Source organism: Streptomyces sp. NPDC014727, assembly GCF_043083485.1.
Lineage (GTDB): Bacteria > Actinomycetota > Actinomycetes > Streptomycetales > Streptomycetaceae > Streptomyces.
Map to the genome: position 1 here is coordinate 25,595 of NZ_JBIBYR010000042.1, position 22,300 is coordinate 47,894.

General features: G+C 70.1%; 20 protein-coding genes. 5 read left to right on the plus strand and 15 right to left on the minus strand.

Annotated features, from left to right (window positions below):
• Positions 1–83: 83 nt before the first annotated feature.
• From ACF1B9_RS35500 to ACF1B9_RS35510, 3 genes are all read left to right on the plus strand, one after another.
• Positions 84–1,787, plus strand: coding sequence for a PucR family transcriptional regulator (locus tag ACF1B9_RS35500; RefSeq protein WP_391744911.1), 1,704 nt, complete (start codon positions 84–86; stop codon positions 1,785–1,787).
• A gap of 268 nt (positions 1,788–2,055) precedes the next feature.
• Entirely contained in the window at positions 2,056–3,402 is a 1,347-nt protein-coding gene (locus ACF1B9_RS35505) for a diaminopimelate decarboxylase (protein ID WP_391744913.1), read from the plus strand.
• 178 nt (positions 3,403–3,580) lie between these two features.
• Complete coding sequence (locus tag ACF1B9_RS35510) at positions 3,581–4,330, plus strand: TetR/AcrR family transcriptional regulator (RefSeq protein WP_391744915.1); 750 nt, start codon at positions 3,581–3,583, stop codon at positions 4,328–4,330.
• 7 nt (positions 4,331–4,337) lie between these two features.
• Here ACF1B9_RS35510 and ACF1B9_RS35515 read toward each other — a convergent pair whose 3' ends face one another.
• The 13 genes from ACF1B9_RS35515 to ACF1B9_RS35575 form a co-directional block, all read right to left on the minus strand.
• Complete coding sequence (locus ACF1B9_RS35515) at positions 4,338–5,216, minus strand: NADase-type glycan-binding domain-containing protein (RefSeq protein WP_391744917.1); 879 nt, start codon at positions 5,214–5,216, stop codon at positions 4,338–4,340.
• 305 nt (positions 5,217–5,521) lie between these two features.
• On the minus strand, positions 5,522–6,055 hold the full coding sequence (locus ACF1B9_RS35520) for a phage tail protein (RefSeq protein ID WP_391744919.1): 534 nt from the start codon (positions 6,053–6,055) through the stop codon (positions 5,522–5,524).
• A gap of 5 nt (positions 6,056–6,060) precedes the next feature.
• Positions 6,061–8,019, minus strand: a complete 1,959-nt coding sequence (locus ACF1B9_RS35525; RefSeq protein ID WP_391744921.1) for a putative baseplate assembly protein — start codon at positions 8,017–8,019, stop codon at positions 6,061–6,063.
• On the minus strand, positions 8,016–8,429 hold the full coding sequence (locus ACF1B9_RS35530) for a GPW/gp25 family protein (RefSeq protein ID WP_351081650.1): 414 nt from the start codon (positions 8,427–8,429) through the stop codon (positions 8,016–8,018). Before ACF1B9_RS35530 ends, ACF1B9_RS35525 begins: the two co-directional genes overlap by 4 nt.
• Positions 8,430–8,435: 6 nt before the next feature.
• Positions 8,436–8,729: a PAAR domain-containing protein gene (locus ACF1B9_RS35535; RefSeq protein ID WP_351081652.1), complete on the minus strand. Its 294-nt coding sequence runs from the start codon at positions 8,727–8,729 to the stop codon at positions 8,436–8,438.
• A 37-nt stretch (positions 8,730–8,766) separates the two neighbouring features.
• Positions 8,767–10,803 carry a VgrG-related protein gene (locus ACF1B9_RS35540; RefSeq protein ID WP_391744923.1) on the minus strand — a complete coding sequence of 679 codons (2,037 nt, stop codon included), beginning with the start codon at positions 10,801–10,803 and terminating at the stop codon, positions 8,767–8,769.
• Positions 10,803–11,609: a peptidase M23 gene (locus tag ACF1B9_RS35545; protein ID WP_391744925.1), complete on the minus strand. Its 807-nt coding sequence runs from the start codon at positions 11,607–11,609 to the stop codon at positions 10,803–10,805. Before ACF1B9_RS35545 ends, ACF1B9_RS35540 begins: the two co-directional genes overlap by 1 nt.
• Positions 11,610–11,614: 5 nt before the next feature.
• Positions 11,615–12,052, minus strand: a complete 438-nt coding sequence (locus ACF1B9_RS35550; RefSeq protein ID WP_351081658.1) for a phage tail protein — start codon at positions 12,050–12,052, stop codon at positions 11,615–11,617.
• Between the two features lie 41 nt (positions 12,053–12,093).
• Positions 12,094–13,929 carry a hypothetical protein gene (locus ACF1B9_RS35555; protein WP_391744927.1) on the minus strand — a complete coding sequence of 612 codons (1,836 nt, stop codon included), beginning with the start codon at positions 13,927–13,929 and terminating at the stop codon, positions 12,094–12,096.
• A 29-nt stretch (positions 13,930–13,958) separates the two neighbouring features.
• The gene (locus ACF1B9_RS35560) at positions 13,959–14,102 is read right to left on the minus strand and encodes a DUF6760 family protein (protein WP_093896703.1); all 144 of its coding nucleotides are present in this window, start codon (positions 14,100–14,102) and stop codon (positions 13,959–13,961) included.
• Positions 14,099–14,578: a hypothetical protein gene (locus ACF1B9_RS35565; protein ID WP_391744929.1), complete on the minus strand. Its 480-nt coding sequence runs from the start codon at positions 14,576–14,578 to the stop codon at positions 14,099–14,101. Before ACF1B9_RS35565 ends, ACF1B9_RS35560 begins: the two co-directional genes overlap by 4 nt.
• The gene (locus ACF1B9_RS35570) at positions 14,578–15,021 is read right to left on the minus strand and encodes a phage tail protein (protein WP_072488539.1); all 444 of its coding nucleotides are present in this window, start codon (positions 15,019–15,021) and stop codon (positions 14,578–14,580) included. The genes ACF1B9_RS35565 and ACF1B9_RS35570 overlap by 1 nt, the downstream gene beginning before the upstream one ends.
• 108 nt (positions 15,022–15,129) lie before the next feature.
• The gene (locus ACF1B9_RS35575) at positions 15,130–16,680 is read right to left on the minus strand and encodes a phage tail sheath family protein (RefSeq protein ID WP_391744931.1); all 1,551 of its coding nucleotides are present in this window, start codon (positions 16,678–16,680) and stop codon (positions 15,130–15,132) included.
• A gap of 332 nt (positions 16,681–17,012) precedes the next feature.
• Here ACF1B9_RS35575 and ACF1B9_RS35580 point away from each other — a divergent pair, with 332 nt between their 5' ends.
• Entirely contained in the window at positions 17,013–20,339 is a 3,327-nt protein-coding gene (locus tag ACF1B9_RS35580; RefSeq protein ID WP_391795970.1) for a hypothetical protein, read from the plus strand.
• 46 nt (positions 20,340–20,385) lie between these two features.
• On the plus strand, positions 20,386–21,048 hold the full coding sequence (locus ACF1B9_RS35585; protein ID WP_391744935.1) for a hypothetical protein: 663 nt from the start codon (positions 20,386–20,388) through the stop codon (positions 21,046–21,048).
• A 692-nt stretch (positions 21,049–21,740) separates the two neighbouring features.
• Here ACF1B9_RS35585 and ACF1B9_RS35590 read toward each other — a convergent pair.
• Positions 21,741–21,977 carry a DUF397 domain-containing protein gene (locus ACF1B9_RS35590; protein WP_391744939.1) on the minus strand — a complete coding sequence of 79 codons (237 nt, stop codon included), beginning with the start codon at positions 21,975–21,977 and terminating at the stop codon, positions 21,741–21,743.
• Entirely contained in the window at positions 21,974–22,282 is a 309-nt protein-coding gene (locus ACF1B9_RS35595; protein WP_391744951.1) for a Scr1 family TA system antitoxin-like transcriptional regulator, read from the minus strand. The genes ACF1B9_RS35590 and ACF1B9_RS35595 overlap by 4 nt, the downstream gene beginning before the upstream one ends.
• Between the last annotated feature and the right edge of the window lie 18 nt (positions 22,283–22,300).

A 22,300-nucleotide genomic window follows, 5' to 3' on the forward strand; every position in this document is an offset into this window, starting at 1 on the left:
TGCGTGCCCGGCCGTCGGTGGTTTCCATGCCGGAGAAGGTGCGAGCTGTGGCCCGCTCCGGGGGCGGCCGACATCATGGGCTGATGCCGACGCATGAACCGGACCGGCGCGACACCGGACCCTCGCTGGAGCAGATCCTCGGGCTGACGGCTCCCGGGATGCTCGATGTCGTCGTGGCACCGCTCGGCACCGGTGTTCCGGTGGCCGATGTGGTGCTGCACGACCCCGGTGAGGAGCGGGACGGCACCTGGGCGGCGTCCGGGCTGATCCTGCTCGCGGTCGGTGTGGAGGTCGCCTCGCCCGAGGCGGTCGACGTGCTGCGCGAGGCCGACCGGGCCGGGGCCGCGGCCGTGGTGATGCGGAGCGGCTCCCGCGGGCCGCGGGCAGCGCTGCTGGAGGCGGCCGGCCGGGGACGGACGGCGTTGCTGACCCGACGGCCGGAGCAGGGGTGGACCGAGGTGCTCGGCCGGTTGCGGACCGCTCTGGTGCACAGCGCCCCGGCCCGCTACGCCGCGCTGCCGGGCGGCACGGACGGGGTGGACGGGCTGCGGCTCGGCGATCTGCCGGCGCTGGCCAACACGGTGGCCGACCTGGTCGGCGGTGCCATCACGATCGAGGATCCGCAGTCGCGGGTACTCGCGTACTCGCGGATGGACCACGAACCCGACCCGATGCGTCGGCTGACGATCCTCGGGCAGGAGGTCCCCCGCTGGCGGGTCGTCGAACTCCGCGAGAGCGGCTTCTTCCAGGCGCTGTGGAGCACCGACGACGTGGTGCGCCGGCCCGCCGACGACCGGTTCGCCGAGCGGCTGGCCATCGCGGTGCGCCACGGGTCCGAGGTTCTCGGGTCGATCTGGGCCGCCGCCGACGGCCGGCCGCTCGCCGAAGGCGCGGCTGCGGCGCTGCGCACGGCGGCGCGGGCCGCCGTACCGCATCTTTCCCACCATCGGACGTGGGGCCGGGCGGCGGCGATGGCGCGGGAGGAGGCGGTCCACGCGCTGCTGGACGGGGCCGCGCATCCGGTGCGGACCGCGCACGATGCCGGGATCGCGCCGCACCGGCCGTACACGGTGCTGGTCGCGGAGGCGTACGACAGCCGGGCCCTCGGCACCGCTGCCGGGCCGGGCGCCGGGGGCGACGCCGAGCAGCGGGTGCTGGATGTGCTCGCGCTGCAGGCCTCCGCGTACCGGCCGGGGTGCGTGACAGCGCGGTCCGGACGACGGCTGTACGTCCTGGTCCCGGCACGCGACGGTGAGCCCGATCCGGGCCGCACCCTGCTGGCGACGGCACGCGCGGTGCCGCACACCACGGTGTTCGCGGGCGTCGGGCCGGTGGCGGCGGACCTGTCGGCGCTGGCCGCGTCGCGGGAGGCCGCCGAGCTGGTGGTACGGGTGCTGCGGGAGCGGGCCGCGGCGCTGCCGCTCCCGGAGGCGGTGTCGGCGGTGGCGGTGTTCGGCGAGGTGGAGACCGACGCGTCGGTGCTCCGGGTGCTCGACCGGGTCGAGCCGATGTGGGACTCCCTGTCGGGGCCCGTGCACGCGATGGCGGAGCACGACCGGGCACACGGTTCGGAGTACGGCGCGTCGGTCGCCGCGTACCTCGACGCGTTCGGCGACACGGGCACGGCCGCGCGGCGCCTGAACGTGCACCCCAACACCCTGCGCTACCGGCTGCGCCGGGCCCGGGAGCTGTTCGGCGTCGATCTGGCCGACCCCTCCGTGCGGCTCCTGGCGGACCTCGGGCTACGGCTCGCGGCGCGCGGCACCGGTGACCCGAACCGCCTTTGACCGAGCGTCCGTTGTCCGACAGGCCGATCACACGTCCCATCATTCGGCTGATCGTGGGCCGATCATTCGGCTGATCGTGGGCCGATCATTCGGCTGATCGTTCGGCTGTCCGGTGTCACAAAGAAATCGGGCAGGTGTCGTCGTGTCGGTCGAAGACGCGCCTCCCCCCGCGCGCCGAAGCTGTCCGTACGGCCGACAGCCGCACACCCGCACAGGCCGACGGCCGTCCGGCCGACGTGACAGATGGAGGGTTGTTGTTGTGGTTCCCATGACTTCCGGCTCGGCAGCCCGACGGCGCAGCACCAGACGGACGGCGGCGCTGGCGCGTGCCGTCGAGGAGGGACTGATCGGCCCGTCCTCGCCCGTGGTCGGGCTCCTCGACGTGGACGGTGTGCTCGCCGCCGTCGACGCGCTCGACAAGGCGTTCCGGGGGCCCGCCCCGGTACAGCACACGTTCGCGGCCAAGGCGTGCGGCCTGGTGCCCGTGCTGCGGCTGCTCGCCGAGGCGGGCATGGGCTGCGAGGTGGCCTCGCCCGGTGAACTGGAACAGGCACTGGCGGCCGGGTTCACCTACGACCGGCTGGTCTTCGACAGCCCCGCGAAGACGGTCGGGGAGCTGGAGTTCGCCCTCGCCCATGGCATCGCGTTCAACCTGGACAACTTCCAGGAGATGGCCCGCGTCGACCGTCTGCTGGCCGGGCGGTCCGCCGCCGGCCCGATCGGGCTGCGGGTCAACCCCCAGGTGGGGGCGGGCGCCATCGGGGCGATGAGCACCGCGACCGCGACCTCGAAGTTCGGCGTCGCGCTGCGCGATCCGGGAGCCGTCGACGCGGTGATCGACGCCTTCGCGCGCCGGCCGTGGCTCAACCGGCTGCACGCGCACGTCGGTTCCCAGGGCTGCCCGCTGCCGCTCGTCGCCCGGGGCATCCGCGCCGCGTACGAACTGGCCGAGCGCATCAACGAGCGGCTGGGCCACCCCCGGATCACCGGGATCGACATCGGCGGCGGGCTGCCCGTCAACTTCGACGACGAGGACGACCGGCCGACGTACGCCGACCACGTCGCCGGACTCCGTGACGCCGTGCCCGGCCTCTTCGACGGGCGCTACACCCTGATCACGGAGTTCGGCCGCTCCCTGCTGGCCAAGAGCGGAACGATCGCGACGGTCGTCGAGTACACGAAGTCGGCCGGTGGGCGGCGGATCGCGGTCACGCACGCGGGTGTCCAGGTGGCCACCCGTACGGTCTTCATGCCCGATGCCTGGCCGCTGCGCGTCGGGGTGTTCGACGCCTCGGGCCGCCCCAAGGAGGGCCCGACCGAGACCGTCGACATCGCGGGCCCGTGCTGTTTCGCCGGGGACCTGACCGCCACCGGGCGCGAGCTCCCGGTCGTCGAGCCCGGCGATGTGGTGGCGCTCCACGACACCGGCGCGTACTACTTCTCGTCGCACTTCTCGTACAACTCACTGCCCCGGCCCGCCGTGTACGGCTACCGGACGGAAGCGGACGGGCGGGTGCGCTTCGCGCTCGTGCGCGAGGCGCAGAGCGTGCGCGAGGTCGTCGAGGAGAGCGGCCTCGCACAGGCGGACGCGCTGGTGGCCCTGCGCGCGACCTGAACCCGGCTCCCGGGGCGCCCCGCGCGTCCGGCCCGGCGGGACAGCTCGGCGGGACAGCTCGGCGGGACAGCTCGGCGGGACAGCTCGGCGGCACACTGTACGCACGACCGTACGGTGTGCCGCCAGGGCTACTCTGGGTGCGCGAAGGACGCGAAGGACGCGAAGGAGAGGAGGCCGCATGCCGGCCGACAGGCAGCCGTATCCCTCGGTGTGGACGCGTCCGCAGCGGCCGCGGCGGGAACAGCCTGCGCTGAGCCGGGACCAGATCGTGGCCGCGGCCCTGGAACTGCTCGACAGTCAGGGCATCGACGCCCTGAGCATGCGCAAGCTCGGCACCCGGCTGAATGCCGGGGCCACCTCGATGTACTCGCACGTGGCCAACAAGGACGAGCTGATCGAGCTGGTCGTGGACGAGGTCTACGGCGAGGTCGAGCTGCCGTCCGACGACGGCCCCGCCCACTGGCGCGCCGCCACCGTCCTCATCTCCCGGAGCCTGCGTGCGGCGCTGCTGCGTCACCCCTGGATCGTCTCCGTGCTCGGCGAGGCCGGCGTCGCCCATCTCGGTCCGAACATGTTGCGGCTGTCCGAGGGCATGCTCACCGTCTTCGAGGAGGCGGGCTTCTCGCTGGAGCAGGCGGATCGGGCCGTCAACACGGTCATGTCGTACATCATCGGCGTGTCCACCGCCGAGGCCGCCTGGCTGACGATGCTCACCCGCAGCGGCCGGAGCGAGCAGGAGTGGACGGAGCACCTGTGGCCCGCGGCCGAGCGCGCCGTACAGCCGTACCCGCGGCTGCGGCGGCTGTACGCGTCACGACGCGGCGAGGTGGTGGACGGCGCCCGCGACGACAACTTCGGCGACGGGCTCGCCTGCGTGCTCGACGGCCTGGAGGCCCGTCTGCCCGGTGCGGGCCGCTCCGCCGGCTGAGGCGCTCTCAGGACCTGCGGCCGAAGAACTCGACCTCCGCGACGGCCAGTCGGCGGCCGGGTCCCGCCCCGTAGGCGCTGTCCGTCGTCAGACGGGCCCGGACGATCTCCGAGCCGCGCAGGTCGAAGGTCTGCTGACCGGGCTGGTCCTTGACCCTGATCTCCTTGCTGACCCGGCTTCCGTCCGCGGAGGTGAGCAGGACGGTGACCCTGGCCGGGCGGGCCTGGGTGAGGAACTCGTCCAAGTTGGTTGATGTACCGGAGAAGACGACGAGCTTCAGCACCCGTACCGGCTGCTCGAAGTCGCACTCCAGGTACTGGCTCACCCCGGTGTCGGGACCTGCGGCCGCGGGCGCCCAGTAATGGTTGGTGTAGCCGTCGAACGCCGCGCCGGCCGGGTGGCCCGGTGCCGTGCTGGAGGCCCGGAACCGGGCCGGCGGCACCGCCTCCGGCGTCCCGGTCTCGTCCTTGGCGAAGCCGAACCAGCCGGACACGTGCGGAAGGGCGAACCACACACCGCACGCCACCACGATCAGCGCGATCGGAAGCGCCAGGCCGGGGCGGCGCCACAGCCGACGCCGCGGCCGGGTGCCGGCGGTGGGCGCCTGACGCGGCCGGCGCCGGAGGATCCGGCGCCACCAGGGAGGCCGGACCCCGGGCGGCGGGCCCGGGTCCAGAAGCAGTGCGCAACGGATGCACAGGGAACGGTCCGGGGCGTTCTCCGTACGGCAGTTGGGGCAGCGGACCGGGGCGGCGGGGGGCGGGTCCGGCGGTGCGTGCGTGGGGGCCGGCGGCACGTCGGGCAACGCCTCGGGCCCCCGCACCGACGCGTCCGGCTCGTCACCGGGGCGACGTGGGGCCGCCGCCGCGGCAGCACCGGGGGACACGGGGCGCGGCCGAGGCTCGGGTTGCGGCTGAGGTTGGAGTGATGGTTGGGGCTGGGGCGACGGCTGCGGCTGGGGCTGGGGCTGGGGTGTCAGTCGGGGCTCGGGTTGCGGCTGGGGTGCCGGGACCGGAGCTGGGGCCTGGACCGGAGCTGGGGCCTGGACCGGAGCTGGGGCCGGGGCCGGAGCTGGGGCCGGGGCCGGGGAAGCCGAGGAGCCGCCGACGGGCCCCTCCCACTCCAGGAACGCCCGGCACGAGGTGCAGAACTGCGTCCCCGGCGCATTGTTCTGCCCGCACGTCTCACAGATCACGAGACCTCCAGGTCGAAGCCCACATGCGCCGGTATCTCCGTACGGATCAGCTCCTCCAGCCGCACCCGGTCGACCTGGTACGGCTGCGAGGCCCGGACCCGGACCGTCACCCACGGCCGCGGGCCGCCCGGGAACTGCGTGTGCGGTGTCGACGACCACGCCGTGCCGCCGCTCTCGACGATGTCCGGCTCGATCCCGGTCTCCAGGAACACCGCATCCGAGAGGCCGCGCCGGGTGCCGCGCCGGCGGTGCCGTTCGACCGCGCCGCGCACCGTCGCGCGCCGCTGCTCGACCGGGTGGTCCTCGTGCGGCTCGACGGCAACCCACCGGGCCAGCCAGGCCAGGAAGTCCTCCGGCGCACTGCGCGGGTCGAGGTGGGCGGGCAGATTGTCGATGGAGAGCAGGACCGGGGCGAGTACGTCGTCGAGCGCGGCCAGGAACCGACGCAGGAAGTCCTGCTCCAGGTAGACCGCCGGGAGCTGTTCGATCAGCGGGTGCGGTGTCGGCAGGCCGGTCACGGCTGTACGCATGGCGGTCAGGCCTCCCGTACCCGGAGCTGGTGCTCATAGCTGAAGACCAGTGCGTGCCGGTCCAGCGCGATCTTGGCGGTGGGTTCGCCGCGCTCCCCGGTCACGGGGTCCGCGGGGAAGAGACGGACGTCCTCCACGAGGTCCACGCCCGGCACCTGTTGCAGCACGGCGAACGCCTCGCCCGACTGGACCGGTCGCCCGAACGGCCAACCCTCGCCACCCGGCCCGCCGCTCAGCGGGTTGAAGTAGCCGTAGAGGGCCGCCAGCGCCTCCTCCCGTACCCGTTCCGGTACGACGCCCCTGCGGGCCTGCACCGAGGCGACCACCGTCACCCCCTGGTAGAAGGGCGGTTCGACCACCAACCGGGCCCCGATCGGGCGCCGTTCGTCCAGGTACCCCGCGATCAGGGCGAGCGTGTGCTGCGGCGGGACGAGCTCGTTGAACCGGATCCGGCCCTGCTCGTCGCTGCGCCCGGCCGGTACCACGAGCAGCCGCACCCCGCCCGCCTCCACGTCCGAGTCCCCGCCGGCCGGGATGCACTGCACCCTGGACGCGTCGGGGGCCACCTCGCGGGCCAGCAGTTCGTAGTCGTGCGGGACGACGGCCCGGTGCAGCGTCCGCAGCGTCATCGGCCCGCGCACCCGCGCGCTGTCCACCGTCTCGCCGTCGACTCCGCCGAGCGCGGGCCGCCGGTTCTCCACCCGGGCCACGTACGGGACGGCACTGCGCAGCACCCGGAGCGTGGAGCGGGCGACATTGCCGCGCAGACCACCGCCGGTACGGTACGCGCGCACGCGCACGGTGGCGCCCTTCGGCGGTACCGCGCCGTAGTAGCGGATGGAACCGTCCCGCTCCCGTACCGCCGGACCGAATTCCACCCGCCCCGAGTTGGGGTCGAGCGTGATGTGCCGGTCGTCGGGTCCGGAGTGCGCGAAGTCGTCGACGCGGGTCCACTCCGTGCCCTGCGGACCGCCGGCCGGGTCCGCGACCTCGACGACGAAGTCGCCGGGGACGACGGGCGGGCGGCTCACCGTGAAGGTCTGTCCGGGTACCCCCTCGGCCGGGCCGAGCACCTCGTCGGTCACGGTCTCGGCGTGTACGGCCCCGACGGTCGCGCCGATCGTGAACGCCGTGATCCGGCGCACCACGGGAGGCGCCATGTACGTGGGCTGCCCGGGTTCGGCCTCCGCCAGTCGGCAGCGCAGCCAGCCGCCGGTCCGGCGCACGACGACGGCAGGAGTGTGCCCCTGCGGCAGGTGCAGGATCAGTTCCCCGGACCGGTTGAAGCCGCCGGTGTCGTCCTTCTCGACCTCGCAGACCGTCCAGGCGCTGCCGTCCCAGGCCTCCCAGAGCAGCGGCGGCCTCAACGGGTCCACACCGACGCCCTCGACCGCGCAGTCCAGCCGCAGCACGACGACCCCCGCCGGAACGGCGGCCGACAGCCCCACATAGAGCGCGTCGCCGGGCGTGGGCGCGGTGTCGAAGCAGGGGACGGCCCGGCCCAGTGCGAGTTCCTCGGTCCGGTCGACGGCGTCGCCGGCGGTCGGCCAGGTCGCGAGATGGGCGAACTCGCACGGGACGACGGACAGTTCACGGACCGTCGTGAACACGACCGCCTCCTCCGTCTCCGTACGGACGGTCGCCACCTCCGTGCCGGCCCTCACCCGCACCGGTTCGGGCTGCGGCGCGGAGAGCCGGAACGTCACATCGGTGTGGGCGGCCGTGGGCGGGTGGAGCCGGACCCCGATCAGGTCGAGGAAGGTCAGATAGCTCTTCTCCGGAACCCGGTTCACGCGGTAGACGAGCTGGTCGACCATGGTCGCGAAGGCCTCGATGAGGGTCACGCCGGGGTCGGAGACATTGTGGTCGGTCCACTCGGGGCAGCGCTGCTGGACGAGTCGTTTCGCCTCGTCGACCAGGCCCTGGAAGCGGCGGTCGTCCAGATGCGGACTGGGCAGCGTCACGCGCCGTCCACCTCCTCGTGCTGCGGAATCACATAGAACGGAAAGACGAGGTTCCGGGGGTCGTTGGCGCCCCGGACGGTGTAGCCGATGTCGATGTACAGGACCCCGTTGTCCACCTCGTCGAAGCGGACGACGACCTCGGCGACCTCGATCCGGGGCTCCCACCGGTCCAGCGCCAGACGTACCTCGTACGCGAGCTGTCCGGCGGTGCCCGCGTCCGCCGGGGCGAACACGTAGTCGTTGATCGCGCAGCCGAACTCCGGCCGCATCGGCCGCTCGCCCGGTGACGTCGCGAGGATCAGCCGGATCGACTCCTCCAGCTCGTGCTCGCCGCGCACGAGGGCGATGGAGCCGGTGGCGTCGGTGCGCGGCGGAAACGCCCAGCCCGCGCCGATGAACTGCTGCCCCATGGACGCTCAGCCTCCGATCAGCACCGTCGGGCACCCGGACACGACGGGTGAGCCGCAGGCGGCGAGGTCCCCGACGCGTGCGGCGGGCTGCCCGCCGATCAGCACCGTGGCGCTACCAGGCGGCGCGAGCGCGGACGGCGGATGCACCGCGGGCGGCGGCGAGGCGCACAGGTGCGGGGTGCCGACCGTGGCGGCGGGGAGGCCGCCGATGAGCACGGACGGGACGCCGGGCGGCCCGACCGTGCCGGGGTGTCCGGTGGGGTCGCCGACCCGTGCGGCTGCCGCCGCGGCTGCTGACATGGAAGTCCGGTCCTCTCGTTCGGCGCGTCCCGCGCGGTCAATTGATCTTCACCAGCGGCGCGTTGATGGCCAGGGAGCCGCCGCCCTTGATGTCCGTGCGCTGCGTTCCGTCGACCGCGACCCGGGCGCCCCGGACGTCGACCGTGCCGCCGGTGGAGAGCTTGACCTCGCCGTTCCCGCCGTCGACGTTCACTCCGCTGCGGGACGTCAACGTGACGCTGTCACCGCTCAGTTCGAGGGTTCCCTGGCCGCCGTCCAGCGCGATCCCGCGCGCGGCCTTGATGGACACCTGTTGCTTGGCCTCGATGTTCACGCTGCCGTCGCTGTTGATCACGATCACGGTGCCCCTGCGGTCGAGATCGATCTTCAGCTTTCCGTCACCGGTGAGCAGGCGTACGCCCTGTGGTCCGTCCGCGCCGTCCAGGAGTTCCAGCTGGTTCCCGCTCTTGGAGGCGACCGAACGGCGATTGACGGCCCCGCTGGTCGGGTCCACCAGCGGGGAACCACCCACGGAGCCGGATGTGGCGGGGGCGGAGCCGGATGTGGCCGAGGCGGGGCCGGATGTGGCCGGGGCGCCGGTCACCGCGTCGGCCGCCGCACCGGCCGCCCCCGCCGCCCCGCCGCCGCTCGGCCCTCCGCCTGCGCCACCACCACCGCCGCCACCGCTGCCCTGCGACGGCCGGTCCTTCCCGTTGTACAGACCGGCGAGAACGTACGGACGGTCCAGGTGCCCGTGCTCGAATCCCACCAGCACCTCGTCCCCCACCTCGGGGATGAACGCCTCGCCACCGCTCGTCCCGCCCGACTGCGCCGTACGCGCCCAGTCGCTCGCGTACTCGTCCGACAGCCAGGGAAACCGCACCTTGACCCGGCCGGATCCTTCCGGATCGTGGGTGTCCGTGACCGTCCCGTTGACCAGGCCCGCACATCGCGACCCGCCGCCGGACCCCGCTCCGGACCCGCCGGAGCCCGGCCCTCCGCCGGTCAGCCCGAACAGCGAACGCTCCTGCTGTCCGGAGACCGTGAGCCAGGTCTCGTATCCGCGCACCGGGTCGAAGACGTGCCGCGAGGACGTGACCGTGTACCGCCCCTCGAACGGCGCACCCACCGCGTTGAGTGCCACCGCGCTGCCCGCCCGCACCTCCGGATTCCCCCGGATCACCGCCTCCAGCTCCGCGAACGATCCGGCGATCCGTTCCGCCAGGGCCTTCGCCGCCTGGTCCACCTGCGCCTGCGCCCCGTACGCCGCGTCCGTGACCACGAAACGCGCCTCGCCGAACGGCGCGGACACCTCGGCCGCGCTCACCCCGAGCTCCAGCGTCGCCGACTTGCCCGCGGGTGCCCGCCCGACCAGTGGCTGCTTCGTCCTGACGTCCCAGCCGCGCACCTCGACCTCGGAGACCTGCTCCGCGGAGGACACCCCGGCCCGGCAGCGCAGCAGATTGCTGCCCATCTCCAGGACCAGCGGGTCGCGGTCGGCGCGTGCCGAGCCGTCGGGGGCTCCGCTCGCCTCCGCAGGCCGGGTGATGTGCAACTGCCCGTCGAGCACGTACGCCTGGGCGCCCGCCTCCTCCGCGAGACCGCGCACGAACTCCCAGTCGGTGACGTTGGGCTGGGCGATGTGTTCGAGTACGGGCCCGGCGACGTCCACCGTTCCCGGCTTCAGCCCGGCGCGCTGGGCCACCTGGGCGCACACATCGGCGAGCGTCATGTTCTGGTAGCTGGCCACCCGGCGTCCCCGGAACAGCCGGTGCGACTCGTCGAGCCCGCGTACGACGGTGAACGTGCCGGTCTCGTCGAGCTCCACCTCCAGGGCGGTGACCACGCCTTTCAGCAATGGCTTCGGTGCCGTGTCGCCGCCCGCGCGGGCCAGCAGCCGGGCCTCGCTGCCGATCTTCAGCCCGGTCTGCTCCAGCAGGACCCGGTCGGGGTCCCGGAAGCGCAGAAGAAACAGGTCGGGGAGCGTGCGGCTGTCGTCGACGTATCCCTCGACCAGCGTGTTCACGAACCTGGGCGGCAACGGCCGGCCGCCGAACTCCACCACCAGCGCCGACGCGACGCCCGGCTGCGCCATCAGGACCGCCCCCTGTCCCGGGTCTCTTCGAGCCGGTTCAGCTCGTCCAGCGCGGGAAGGAGCAGCTGCCGTCCGGGGGCCAGCCGCATCGGGTCGTCGATCCCGTTCGCCTCGGCGATCACCCGCCAGGCGGCCGGATCGCCGTACTCGCGCTGGGCGAGCGACGGCAGCGAGTCCCCGGCGTCCAGCCGGTGGACCCGTCGGGCCGCGAGGGCGCCCGAGGTCGGGTTCTGCCCCGGAGTGTCCCCGCTGATCTCCTCCATGGTCACCTGGCAGACGGCCCGGATCGGCACACCCGAGGTGGTGAACAGGGTGTACTTCGCCTGTACCTGGCTCACATAGCCCGGGAACCCGGTCAGCCCGCCCCAGTGGAAGACCACCCACGGAGGCGACGAACGCTGCTGCTGACGGGTCTCGTTCGTCGGCACACAGCACGCGAAGAGCTGCTCGACCGAGGTCACCACGCGGGTGTCCTGAGTGTCGCTGGCGTCGAAGAACATCTCCACGGTGAGCTTGCTGGGCTGCGAACCCTGGTACTCCGGCGGACCCGAACTCTTGGCGCCCTTGGCCGGACTCCGCTTCCAGGAGGCGGCCTTGGTGAGGCTCAGCTCCTTCGGGTTGAACTGGAAGTCGATCCGTCCGCACGGGCCACCGGGCGTGAGACCGCCGCCGGTCGGCGGCGTCCGCAGTTCCAGATAGGCGTGCTCCAGCTTGGGCCGGGCCGCACCTCCCCTGCCCGCCTTCGCCGCCGCACCGGCCCCGGACGTACCGGCGGCGCTGAACGCGATGGGGCCCGCACCACTCACGACGGTCAGCCCTCCATCACATAGCCGTGATGGGCGATCTCGATCGTCTCCATCGCGACCTTGGGCGATTCCGGGGTGAAGGACGGGCCGGTCCACCGGACGGGCACGACCTCCAGCAGCCCCCACTGGGCCACCTTCCGCCCGTCCCCGGTCCGCGCCTCGATGTGCGCCGTCTTGCGGCTGAACCCGGTCGTCATGGTGGCGAACCAGCGGGCGACCTTCTCGGTCTCCTTGGTCAGCGGCCTGGACAGCTTCACGTTCGAGTACTTCAGCCGGGTCGGCAGCTGCCACAGATGCCCGTTGTTGCCGCCCTCCTCCCGTGTTTCGAGCACCACCTCACACCCCAGCCCGTCACATGTGTTGAACGACCCGAGCTCGATGTCGTCGATCGTGACGACGAAGCAGACGCTGACGGCGGGATCCTCGTCCTGGGCGGTGGCCATGGCACGTACCTCTCAATTCCCTGTGTTGTCGCTGCTGTTCGTCAGTGCCGGGTGTTGATGAGAAATCCCGCTCGTTCGCGTTCCAGCCGCAGGTCCGCCTTGAAGAGCCGGCTGAGCGGTGTGTACAGGGCGCGTACCAGCTCGTCGGTGACGACGGGTGCCCCGCCAGGGCCGGGGGCAGCTGGGGCGGCGCCCGGTGCACCATGGCCCCCGGCCGTCGGTCCGGGTTCCGGTCCGGATTCCGGTTCCGGATCCTGTCCGGGCTCCGCTTCGGGTTCGGGCGCTGCCTCCCGAGGCGGCTCCGGTGGCGGTGGCTCCTCGGTCTCCGTCTCGCGCTGGATCACGGGTGGCGCGTACGGCGGGGCCGGCGAACCGAACACGACGCTGCCGTCGGCCGCCCGCTGCGCCACCCCGGCGGCCACGGCGACCGAACCGGCCGAGGTGAAGGAGGGCGCGGAGGACACGGAGGACACGGAGGGCGTGTGGGTGGTGGGGGATGCGGCACGGCCACCGGAACCCGGCAATGAGCGAGGCACCGGCGGCCCCCCGGCTGCCTGACGCTGCAGGGCGGGAAGCGGCGCGGAAGGCGCGCCCGTCGTCTGCCCCGGAGCTCTGACGGTACGTTGCAGCGCCGCCGGTACGGACGGTGTCACCGCCGCGATCGACGGCGCACCCGCGCCGCCGGGCGTCCAGCGCACCGGAACAGCATCGGGCAGGGACACCGGCCCGGACCCCGGTCCGGGCCCCGGCACCGGCCCCGCACCGGCCGGCGCAGACGGTGCCACCCCGTCCACCGTGGAACGCTGCACGGCGTCCGTCCCACCGCTCCGCCCGTTCTGGAGCGTCAGGGGCCGGTCGGCGAGCAGCGGCGCGACCGGAGCGGTGGCCGGGGGCGGCGCCAGGGGGGCCTGCGGCACGGCGGGAGTCAATTGCACTGCCGACGTGGGGGCCGGCGGTGTGGCGTCCGACGCGGCGGGAAGCAAGGGGGAGTCGCCGAGCAGCGGCGCGGTGGGTCCGTCGGAGTCGGGGGCCGGCTCCGGGACCGCGGGCACCTGAGCGGCCTCGGGGACCTCACCGACCCCACCACCCCCACCGTCCGCCGCGCTCCGGGCTACCGGAATCGCCCCGGACTCCGGACCCTGACCGTCAACGGCAGCCTGTCGCTGCGCAGTCGGTGGCAGTGCGGACAGGGGAGCACCGAGCCCCGGCGCGCGCCGGGGCGAGCCGGGGGCCGGCGGCATCACCGACCGCTGAACGGGCGGGGCCGGGGACGGGGGCGGGGACGGGCTCGTGGGGGCGGGCGCAGCCGATCCGGAGGAGGCCGATCCGGATGCCGCCACAAGAGGCTGTTCACCCACCAGTTGGCGCACCGGCACCTCCGCCACGGCCGACTCCCCGGCCGACGTCATCGCGGGCGCATCACCCGGAACAACGCGCTGCACGGGCACGGACAGAGGGACGGACAGAGGGATGGACAGAGGAACGGGCCGGGAGACGGACTGAGAAACGGACCTGGTCCCGACCGGCAGTTCCACCGAACGCTCCACGGACCGCTGCACCGGCGACGGACGGTCCACGGTGGCCGGGGAGAGCGGGGCCGTGACCCCGTGCACCAGCCCGGTGGGAGCGTCCGGGCTGACCAGATGCCCGAGGGGTGTCCCGAGCGAGGCGTCCTGCCGGGTGGAGAGCGATCCCTGGAACCCGGAAGGGTCGATGACCAGATCCTGAGCACCCAGCGTCCGCTGTATGGGAGGCAGGTCGGCCAGATCGACCCGTTCGCGCGGCACGGCCGGCGAAGCGGCGCCCGCGCTTCCGGTCTCCGCAGCCGTATCCGTACCCGTGCGCCCGCCACCGCGCAGCCAGGACATCAGGCCCATCGATTCTCCCGCCCTCCCTGCGCTCCTCGCTACTGCCCGTTGAGGCGAGCGATCTGTGCGACGAACCTCAGACGTTCCGGGTGCTCCAGGTCCAGCAGCTCATCGAGCGGCCAGTGGAAGTGGTAGGCGAGGTACGCGACCTCCTCGTAGAGCAGGTCGGCCGCGTACGTCACGATTCCCCCAGGCGGCCACCGGCGAGATCCACCGCGAACTCCTCGTCGCAGGACGGGCAGGTGACGGCTGCGCGGGTGTGGCCCTCGGCGTTGATCCGCCGGTAGAAGTCCTGCAGAAACGCCAGGTCGGAGGCGAAGAGGTCCTCGATGATGCCAGGGTGGATGTCGTCGATCGTGCCGATCCGGGTGACGACCCGGGCGATGAGGACGACCGACAGATACGCGGTGTTCTCGCGCACCCGGTCGTCCCGCAACGGCACGAGTTCATCGCGCGCGGTGGCGAGCCGCATGACTCCGGTACGGTGCACCGCGCCCGTCTCGTCGACGTACCCGCGAGGCAGCTCGAAGGCGAACTCGGTTCGCAGGGCGTCCCGTTGACCGGACCGTCCGCCCCCGGCGACCGGCGACCGTCCGTCCGGTCCTTCGAGGGCCGCGGCCGGGGCCGGAGGCGGCGGGGCCTGTGCCGTACGCCGCATCAGTCGAGTTCCATGCTCTCGTAGGTGATCGCGAGCTTCTCCGTCAGGACCGAGGTGTCACCGGCCTTGAGGGTGCCGATCTCCAGCGACTTCGGCCAGGCGTTGATGAGCTTGTAGCGCTTGATGGCGATGCCCTCGTGGTCATACACGATCACCGCACCGTTGCGGCGGGCCGCGGTCATCCGGCCGAACCGGGAGTCCTTGATCCACCGTTCGAAACTGTTGTCCTCGGTGAGACCCCGGGTCACGGTCACCTCGCCCGCCTTCGGCCGGCCCGGCAGCTTCTTGATGGCGTAGCGGCCGTCGGCGGTGTTCTGCTTCAGCTCGATGACGTCCTGCTCCATCTTCAGACCACTGACCTCGGTGATCTGTTTGATGACGACGCTGTCGAATTCGAGGCCGAAGGAGGCCCCGACGGTGCTGTCGAGATCGGGAAGTGGCACAACAGGCTCCTTTACCGCTCTTGCCGCTTGGAGGACCTCAGAGACGTCCGCGCTGCTCGGCCCGGCTCCCGCCGGTCATTCCCGCCGGTCATTCGTCCTCGCCGTCGGTCATTCGTCCACACCGCCGGTGCCCCCGGTCAGCTGGGAGAGCCGGAAGACGACGAACTCGGCCGGCCGGACCGGTGCCACCCCGATCTCACAGATGACCTGACCTGCTTCGATGCTTTCGGGCGGGTTGGTCTCACGGTCGCACTTGACGTAGAACGCCTCTTCCGGCGTGAGCCCGAACAGGGCGCCCTTGCGCCACTCGTTGACCAGGAACGCCGAGACCGTGCGCCGGATACGGGCCCACAGGGCGTCGTCGTTGGGCTCGAAGACCACCCACTGCGTGCCCGCCAGGATCGACTCCTCCAGGTAATTGAAGAGGCGCCGGACATTCAGATAGCGCCAGGCCGGATCCGATGCCAGCGTGCGCGCGCCCCAGACCCGGATGCCGCGTCCGGGGAAGGACCGGATGCAGTTCAGGCCGATGGGGTTGAGCAGATCGTGCTCGCCCTTGGTCAGCTGGGTCTGCAGGGCCACCGCTCCCCGTACGACCTCGTTGGCCGGGGCCTTGTGCACACCGCGCGACTCGTCGTTGCGGGCCCAGACCCCGGCGATGTGGCCGCTCGGCGGGACCAGCCGCGCGCGCCCCGACGAGGGATCGGCCACACGGATCCAGGGGTAGTAGAGCGTGGCGTACTTCGAGTCGAAGTTGGCGCGGTCGGTGCGCCAGGCGCGGATCTGCTGCGGGCTGAGCCCCGGCGGCGGGTCGAGTACGGCGACGCGGTCGCCCATCAGCTCGCAGTGGCTGATCAGCCCCTGTTGCACGGCGATGACCGACTCCAGGTCCAGCAGCCCGCGTTCGTACGCGCTCATCAGGTCCGGCACGGCGATCGTGGTGACCTCTTCGACGGCCTCCAGCCCGCCCAACCCGGTCCGGCGGTCCGGATCGCCGACGTAGACCTCCGGGGTCAGCGCCCCGGCACCGGGTGACGCGGGCGCCGCCGGGGCCAGGGTCACGGTCTGCGGCTCGGGCCTGGCGGGTGCGGCACCGCGCCCGGACTCCCGGATCTCGATGAGCTCCGACGTGGCGTTGACCCGGGTGGCGACGTTCTCCTTGCTGCGTTTGGTCGTGACGGCCGGGTACGTCTCCGCGACCTGACCGTCCCGCTTCACGACCAGCCGGAAGACGTCGGAGGGCGGATCGTCTCCCTCCGCCTGGGCCACTTCGACGGTGATCTCACCGGCCGCACCGGGTCGGGGTTTCACCGCGTACGGACCGAGCCGCGTCTCCGATCCGGCGGGCAGCTGTCCGGCCGGGGCGTCGTTCCCGTCCTCGGCCGGAGGCTCCGTCCCGTCACCGATGCGCACCACGTAACAGACACCGCCGCCGTTGGTGAAGAAGCCGTGGACGGCGGCGGCGAGATACGTACCGTCGACGAAGTCACCGAACGTGCCGGCGAACTGGCTCCAGTTCGTGATCAGCGTCGGCTCGTCGAACGGGCCCTTCTGCGCGAAGCCGACGAAAGCGGCGACCGAGGTGCCCACCCCTTCGATCGGCCGGGATCCGGACTCGATCTCTTCGACGTAGACGCCCGGGGACAGGTACGACGGCATGTGAGTCTCTCCTTGGCCGGGGAACGCCGGCAATTCTTGCGACAGCCGCGATCACCGGGAACGGACGCACGGCCGCCCGCCCGTGCACGGGCCGCTGCCCGATCAGGCAACGCGCACGCCCTGTACGGCCCAGCGGGCGCTGCCCCCGGCCGCGTCCCCGCGCACTGCGTACGCGATCCACCGCCCCCGCACCCTGGGACGGCGGTCGGGCCCGGTGGCGCCGAGTGCCGACTGTCCGGGGACGTGGTGGGCCGGGAGGGCGGATGAAGGAGCTTCCGGAGAAGGATCCCGCCTCCGTGTCCGTCCGTGGCGGTACCGCCCGGCGCGACGACGTGGCACTCACGCCCGAGGTGTCACGTTCGCAGACGCCCACACCCCACCACCCCGTCGACAGCCGCCCGCCCGGGGACCGCCCCGCCCCCGACCCCCGCAGCCTGCAGCGCCTGCAACGCGCGGCGGGCAACAGCGCGGTCTCCCGTCTGGTGGCCCAGCGCTACACCGCCCCCGTGAAACCGTCCCCCGCGCAGGCCCCCGGCTTCCGCAGGGTCAAGGCCGACGTCGCGGCGAAACGGACCAGGATCGCCGTCCACGCCCCCGCCGCCACCGAGTCGAAATCGGCGCAGGACGCGGCGGTCGCGCCTCCTGACGACAAGGAGGCCCAGGGCAAGGCGGCGAACGCGGAGAAGATGAACGCGGCCAAGCCGGGCGAGTTCAACAAACAGGCGTTCATCGACGCGGTGAACAAGGCGATCGACGCGCAGGCCCCCAAGAACCTCGACCAGGCGGACAAGTTCTCCAAGTCCGGCAAGGCCGACAAGATCAAGGACGAGGTCGACGGCAAGGTCACCGATGGCAAGGAGTCCTCCGCCAAGGACATCGACACGGCGACGAAGGCCCCGCCGGACACCTCGGCGGCGAAGGACAAACCCGTCACGCCTCTGTCCCCCGACCAGCCCCCGCCCAACCCCGGCGCCCCGTCCGCGACCGACGCGATCCCCCCGAAGCAGCCGGCCTCGGTCACGGACTTCTCCCAGGGCCCCGCCGAGAACGACAAGGCCCTGGCGGACGCCGAGGTCACCGAGGACCAGCTCGCCAAGGGCAACGAGCCCGAATTCGACCAGGCCCTGTCCGCGAAGAAGACGGCCGAGGCCGACTCCGCGAAGGCCCCGGCCAAGGGCAGGACGGCCGAAGCCCAGCAACTCTCCACTGCGAAGGCAGGCGCCGCGGCCTCCGGCGCCCAGGCCATGACCGCCCTGACCGCGACCCGCACCGCGGCGGGCAAGCAGGTCGACGGCGGCAAGGGCGAGACGAAGTCCAAGGACGAAAAGAAACGCGCCGAGGTAACGGCCAAGCTCCAGAAGGTCTACGACGGCACGAAGAAGGACGTCGAAACCACCCTCTCGGACCTGGACAAGAAGGTCGACACGGCGTTCACGGCGGGTGAGAAGGCGGCGCGGGACGCGTTCACCGCCGACCACAAGCGCCGGATGAAGGCGTACAAGGACAAGCGCTACTCAGGCATGTTCGGCCCGGCGAAATGGGCCAAGGACAAGCTCATGGGCATGCCGAAGGAGGCCGACGACCTCTTCCAGGAAGCCCGCAAGCTCTACGTGGCGAAGATGCAGACGGTCATCTCGTCGGTGGCCGACATCATCGGCACCGAGCTGGGCAAGGCCAAGGCGCGCATCGCCAAGGGCCGAGCGGAGTTGAAGACCGAGGTCGACAAACTCCCCGCCGACCTGCGTCAGTTCGGCGAGGACGCGGCGAAGGACTTCGCGGGGAAGTTCGACGACCTCGAAGCCACGGTCAACGAGAAGTCCGAACAACTCGTCCAGGACCTCGCCAACAAATACACCGCCGCCCTGAACAAGGTCGACGAGGAGATCAAGAAACTCCAGGAAGCCAACAAGGGCCTGGTCCAGAAAGCGAAGGACGCGATCGTCGGCGTCCTCAAGACGATCAACGAACTCAAGAACCTCCTGCTCGGCATCCTCGCCAAGGCCGCCTCGGCCATCATGAAGATCATCAAGGACCCGATCGGCTTTCTGGGCAACCTCGTACGAGCCGTCGGCGCGGGCCTCAACCTCTTCATCACCAACGTCGCCGAACACCTCAAAACAGGCGTCGTCTCCTGGCTCCTGGGCACCGCGGTCAAGGCCGGCCTCGAACTCCCCCAGAAGTTCGACCTCAAGGGCATCATCCAGCTCATCGCCTCTCTCCTGGGCCTGACCTGGGCCAACATCCGCGCCCGCATCACCCGCAAGGGCATCCCCGACCAGGCCATGAGCGCGGTCGAACAATCCGTCCCGGTCGCCCAGACCCTCGCCCGCGAGGGCCCCGCCGGCGCGGTCAAGGAGATCGAGGCCGAAGCAGGCGACCTCAAGGCCACCATCCTCGAAAAGCTCACCAGTTACCTGATCCCCACGGTCATCATCGCGGGCATCACCTGGATCATCTCCCTCCTCAACCCCGCCTCCGCGTTCGTCCGCGCGGTCAAGGGAATCATCGACATCGTCACGTTCATCGTGAACCAGGGCGCCCAGATCGTCGAATTCGTCAACGCCGTCCTGGACGCGGTGATCGCCATTGCCAACGGCGGCTCAGCAGGCGTCCCCAAGATGGTCGAGGCCGCCCTGGCGGCAAGCGTCCCGCTGCTGATCGGCTTCCTCGCCTCCCTGCTGGGCATCGGCGGCCTGGCCAACAAGGTCAAGTCCGTCTTCCACGCGGTCGCCAGACCCGTGAACAGGGCCATCGACAAGATCGTCACCTTCATCGCCAAAAAGGGAAGGGCGCTCTGGGAAAAGCTCAAATCCAAGAAATCCGACCACAACACAAAGACCGGCACCGACGCATCCCCGCACTCCACTTACGTCGAAAAACAAGCCGCAGTGCATGCAGCCATTCAAGACGTCGAAGCTTTAATGGATGGCCCAAATAATTCAAGGAGCCAGATTCAGAAAAAGCTACCGGCTATCAAATCCAATAGAAAGGTGACATCCCTCTATTTATTCGACAGCGGAGTCGGAAAATTTCGAGCGCATGCCAAGATAAATCCGGACGAGAAAAGCAAGGAGAGCAAAGATCGCGAGGAAGTCCCGGTTCAACGATCGGAAATGCATGCAACAGAACCGAATATCAACGGTCAGACCTGGGATGTAAGCCTTGAGGCACGCCTCAAGGAAGGGACAATAATGTGGGGCACGGCATCGGCCAACCTGGACCCATACGGAAAACCGGGTCCCAAGGGGCCGTCCATGGCGATCTACAAGCACGAACATGCCCTCAACTCAAGGACCGTTTCGCTGAAAACAATCGGCTTCTCCTTGACCGAAGTAGCCCTGGAGCTCGTCAATGCAGCTTTCAGAAAGAGCTACGGAAGCGACCCTCAAGCCTTGTCCGGCTCACTGGCCGACAGGAATTTATTTAATTTCCAGCGCGAATGGCATGCCGCGCGACTGGCGAACCCTAAGGGAAAGTGGACGGATTGGGGCGCAGCGGCGATAAAGAAGGTTTCATTTGGAGAATGGCGCGTGAGATTGGGTTACAGCGAATTTGAAGTGATTATGGGGGAGCAAGTACGGGTAGACCTCGGAGAGCCCTATGGGGAAAAGAACGTCCCCGGATCCGTTGACGTCATGGCAAGAAAACCTCCCACCTGACCGCAAAGGCGCACCAAAACCCTGACCTCCGCATCGAGGACTATTGGTGATCGACAATCTCAATCAGGCATCTGTCGAATTTATCGAAGAAGCGCGCAGAGTTCACGGTCTCGAACGGGTACGCCTGCTTCGGTCCAGTACCACTTCCTCGAATCACCCATTCCTCGACAGGTTCAACCGTGAGGTGATCGACGGATATGAACCACCAGATAAATGGGGACTCGGAGGCGTACTGGTCCCAGATCTTTCACTGCCGGAGTTACTCGATAGGTCGGCATCGGAAATCTTGAAGCCGTTCGGCAACGCGCCGCATGACGGGTGGAGTTACATAGTTTTCGATCAAGCGACCGATCGGTATGACCCCAACGGTGGAGCACCAGCCGCGATACGGGTCGATCTTCATTATTCCTGGATCCCTCCAAAAGACGTAGTTCGAATTGCACCCTCTGCAGTCACTTTGAATCACACAGAGGACGTTCAAATCTCCATCCGGCGTTGGATAGCATTTCGCGTTTCACTTGCATTGGGGCACAATTTTCACCTTCAAGTCAATGCAGAGGAAATCATCCGGTCAGTAGACAGCGACATGAATAACCTCTCCGATGACGCCCTGATGGCCATAAAAGGACTGGCGACCGAAACAGGGATGCCAAATCCTCTGAAACAGATATACGGATTCATCGGTCCAAGTGAAATTTATAGGGGCTAGGCGTCGCCCCGTCCGCTTCATCAGCTTGCCGCCCTGCTCGACGCACTTCCGGTTCTCGGGTCGCGGGCAACATTTAGCCCCGAGATCACTCCTTCTACTGCGGAGCGCAAGTTGCCCCAAGCAAGGTCATGGTGTTCTCGGCCTCCGAGAACACGAAATCGTCGGACAACGCTCCTGCCCGCACTACAGATGCATAGTTCGGCAAGGGGCATATCTCTCTTGTCTTGGCGGCTTCTGCGGCCAAGGTCCGCGTACGTGGTGGAGGAAGGCTTGAGAATCCCGGGCCACAGAACGCTGTCGGGCACCAAGTAGCGGCTTGAGCGCTGCGTCCGCACCTCACCCCAGCAACCCCAGATACGGCCCGAGCTCCGACGCCGACGTCAGGCGGCCCAGTTTCAGGTGCTCGCGCTGGATCGCGTGGATCAGCGTCGGCATCGTCACCGGCTCTCCCGTGTCCGCCGTCAGGTACGCCGCCGTCACCGCGATCGAGCGGATGTTGCCGCCCGCCAGCTCAAATTTCTCGGCGCAGAAGGCGCGGTCCGGGCTCTTACCCCGGGTGCGTACGCGCCCGGAGGTGGCACTCTCACAGGACGGGGCGTTGTTCAGGGTGCTGGACGGGGAAGTCGAGGACCTCGCACTGGGATTCCAGGGCGGGGATGAGACCGCGCACCGCCATAGCCCGCCGTCCACACTCAGCCGCCCAGATCGTCAAACTCTCCCGCCTTCACGCCACGGAGCCAGGCATCCATCTCCCCGCGCGTGAAGAAGACGACGCCCGCTTCGGGGTGGTTGCTGTTACGTACGGCTATCCGTCCGTCGGTCATCGGAGCGGTCTCCACGCACGCGCCCTGGTCGCCGCTAAAACTCGACTTCCGCCACGTTGCCACATCCAACTCAGCCTGCGAGATGGTTGGTTCTGTGCCATTCATGCGCATTCCTCCGCGATCTCCCGCACCATCTCGGCCGACTCGTCCGGGCTCAGCGCGAGTGCCACCAGGTGTTCGAAGGCCACATTATGTGCATGGATTTCATGGGCTCCTTCGAGATAGAGGGCCCCAGCGCGATGCTCCACGTAGGCCACACCGGGATCGGCCGGCCAGGGAAAGCCGAGGATCTGGAACGGGCCTGCGGCCATGCCGGGATGAGCGCCCTGTGAGTAAGCCTTGATCCACCGATTCGGTGTCTGTGGATAACTCTTCTTGGAACGAGGAAGTGCCTTGTGACCTGCGATGATGGGAGTTCTTCAGGCTTC

Coding starts and splice junctions, on each gene's coding strand:
- ACF1B9_RS35500 (WP_391744911.1), top strand. CDS start 84: ATGCCGACGCATGAACCGGACCGGCGCGACACCGGACCCTCGCTGGAG.
- ACF1B9_RS35505 (WP_391744913.1), top strand. CDS start 2,056: ATGACTTCCGGCTCGGCAGCCCGACGGCGCAGCACCAGACGGACGGCG.
- ACF1B9_RS35510 (WP_391744915.1), top strand. CDS start 3,581: ATGCCGGCCGACAGGCAGCCGTATCCCTCGGTGTGGACGCGTCCGCAG.
- ACF1B9_RS35520 (WP_391744919.1), bottom strand. CDS start 6,055: ATGCGTACAGCCGTGACCGGCCTGCCGACACCGCACCCGCTGATCGAA.
- ACF1B9_RS35530 (WP_351081650.1), bottom strand. CDS start 8,429: ATGGGGCAGCAGTTCATCGGCGCGGGCTGGGCGTTTCCGCCGCGCACC.
- ACF1B9_RS35535 (WP_351081652.1), bottom strand. CDS start 8,729: ATGTCAGCAGCCGCGGCGGCAGCCGCACGGGTCGGCGACCCCACCGGA.
- ACF1B9_RS35540 (WP_391744923.1), bottom strand. CDS start 10,803: ATGGCGCAGCCGGGCGTCGCGTCGGCGCTGGTGGTGGAGTTCGGCGGC.
- ACF1B9_RS35550 (WP_351081658.1), bottom strand. CDS start 12,052: ATGGCCACCGCCCAGGACGAGGATCCCGCCGTCAGCGTCTGCTTCGTC.
- ACF1B9_RS35555 (WP_391744927.1), bottom strand. CDS start 13,929: ATGGGCCTGATGTCCTGGCTGCGCGGTGGCGGGCGCACGGGTACGGAT.
- ACF1B9_RS35565 (WP_391744929.1), bottom strand. CDS start 14,578: ATGCGGCGTACGGCACAGGCCCCGCCGCCTCCGGCCCCGGCCGCGGCC.
- ACF1B9_RS35575 (WP_391744931.1), bottom strand. CDS start 16,680: ATGCCGTCGTACCTGTCCCCGGGCGTCTACGTCGAAGAGATCGAGTCC.
- ACF1B9_RS35590 (WP_391744939.1), bottom strand. CDS start 21,977: ATGAATGGCACAGAACCAACCATCTCGCAGGCTGAGTTGGATGTGGCA.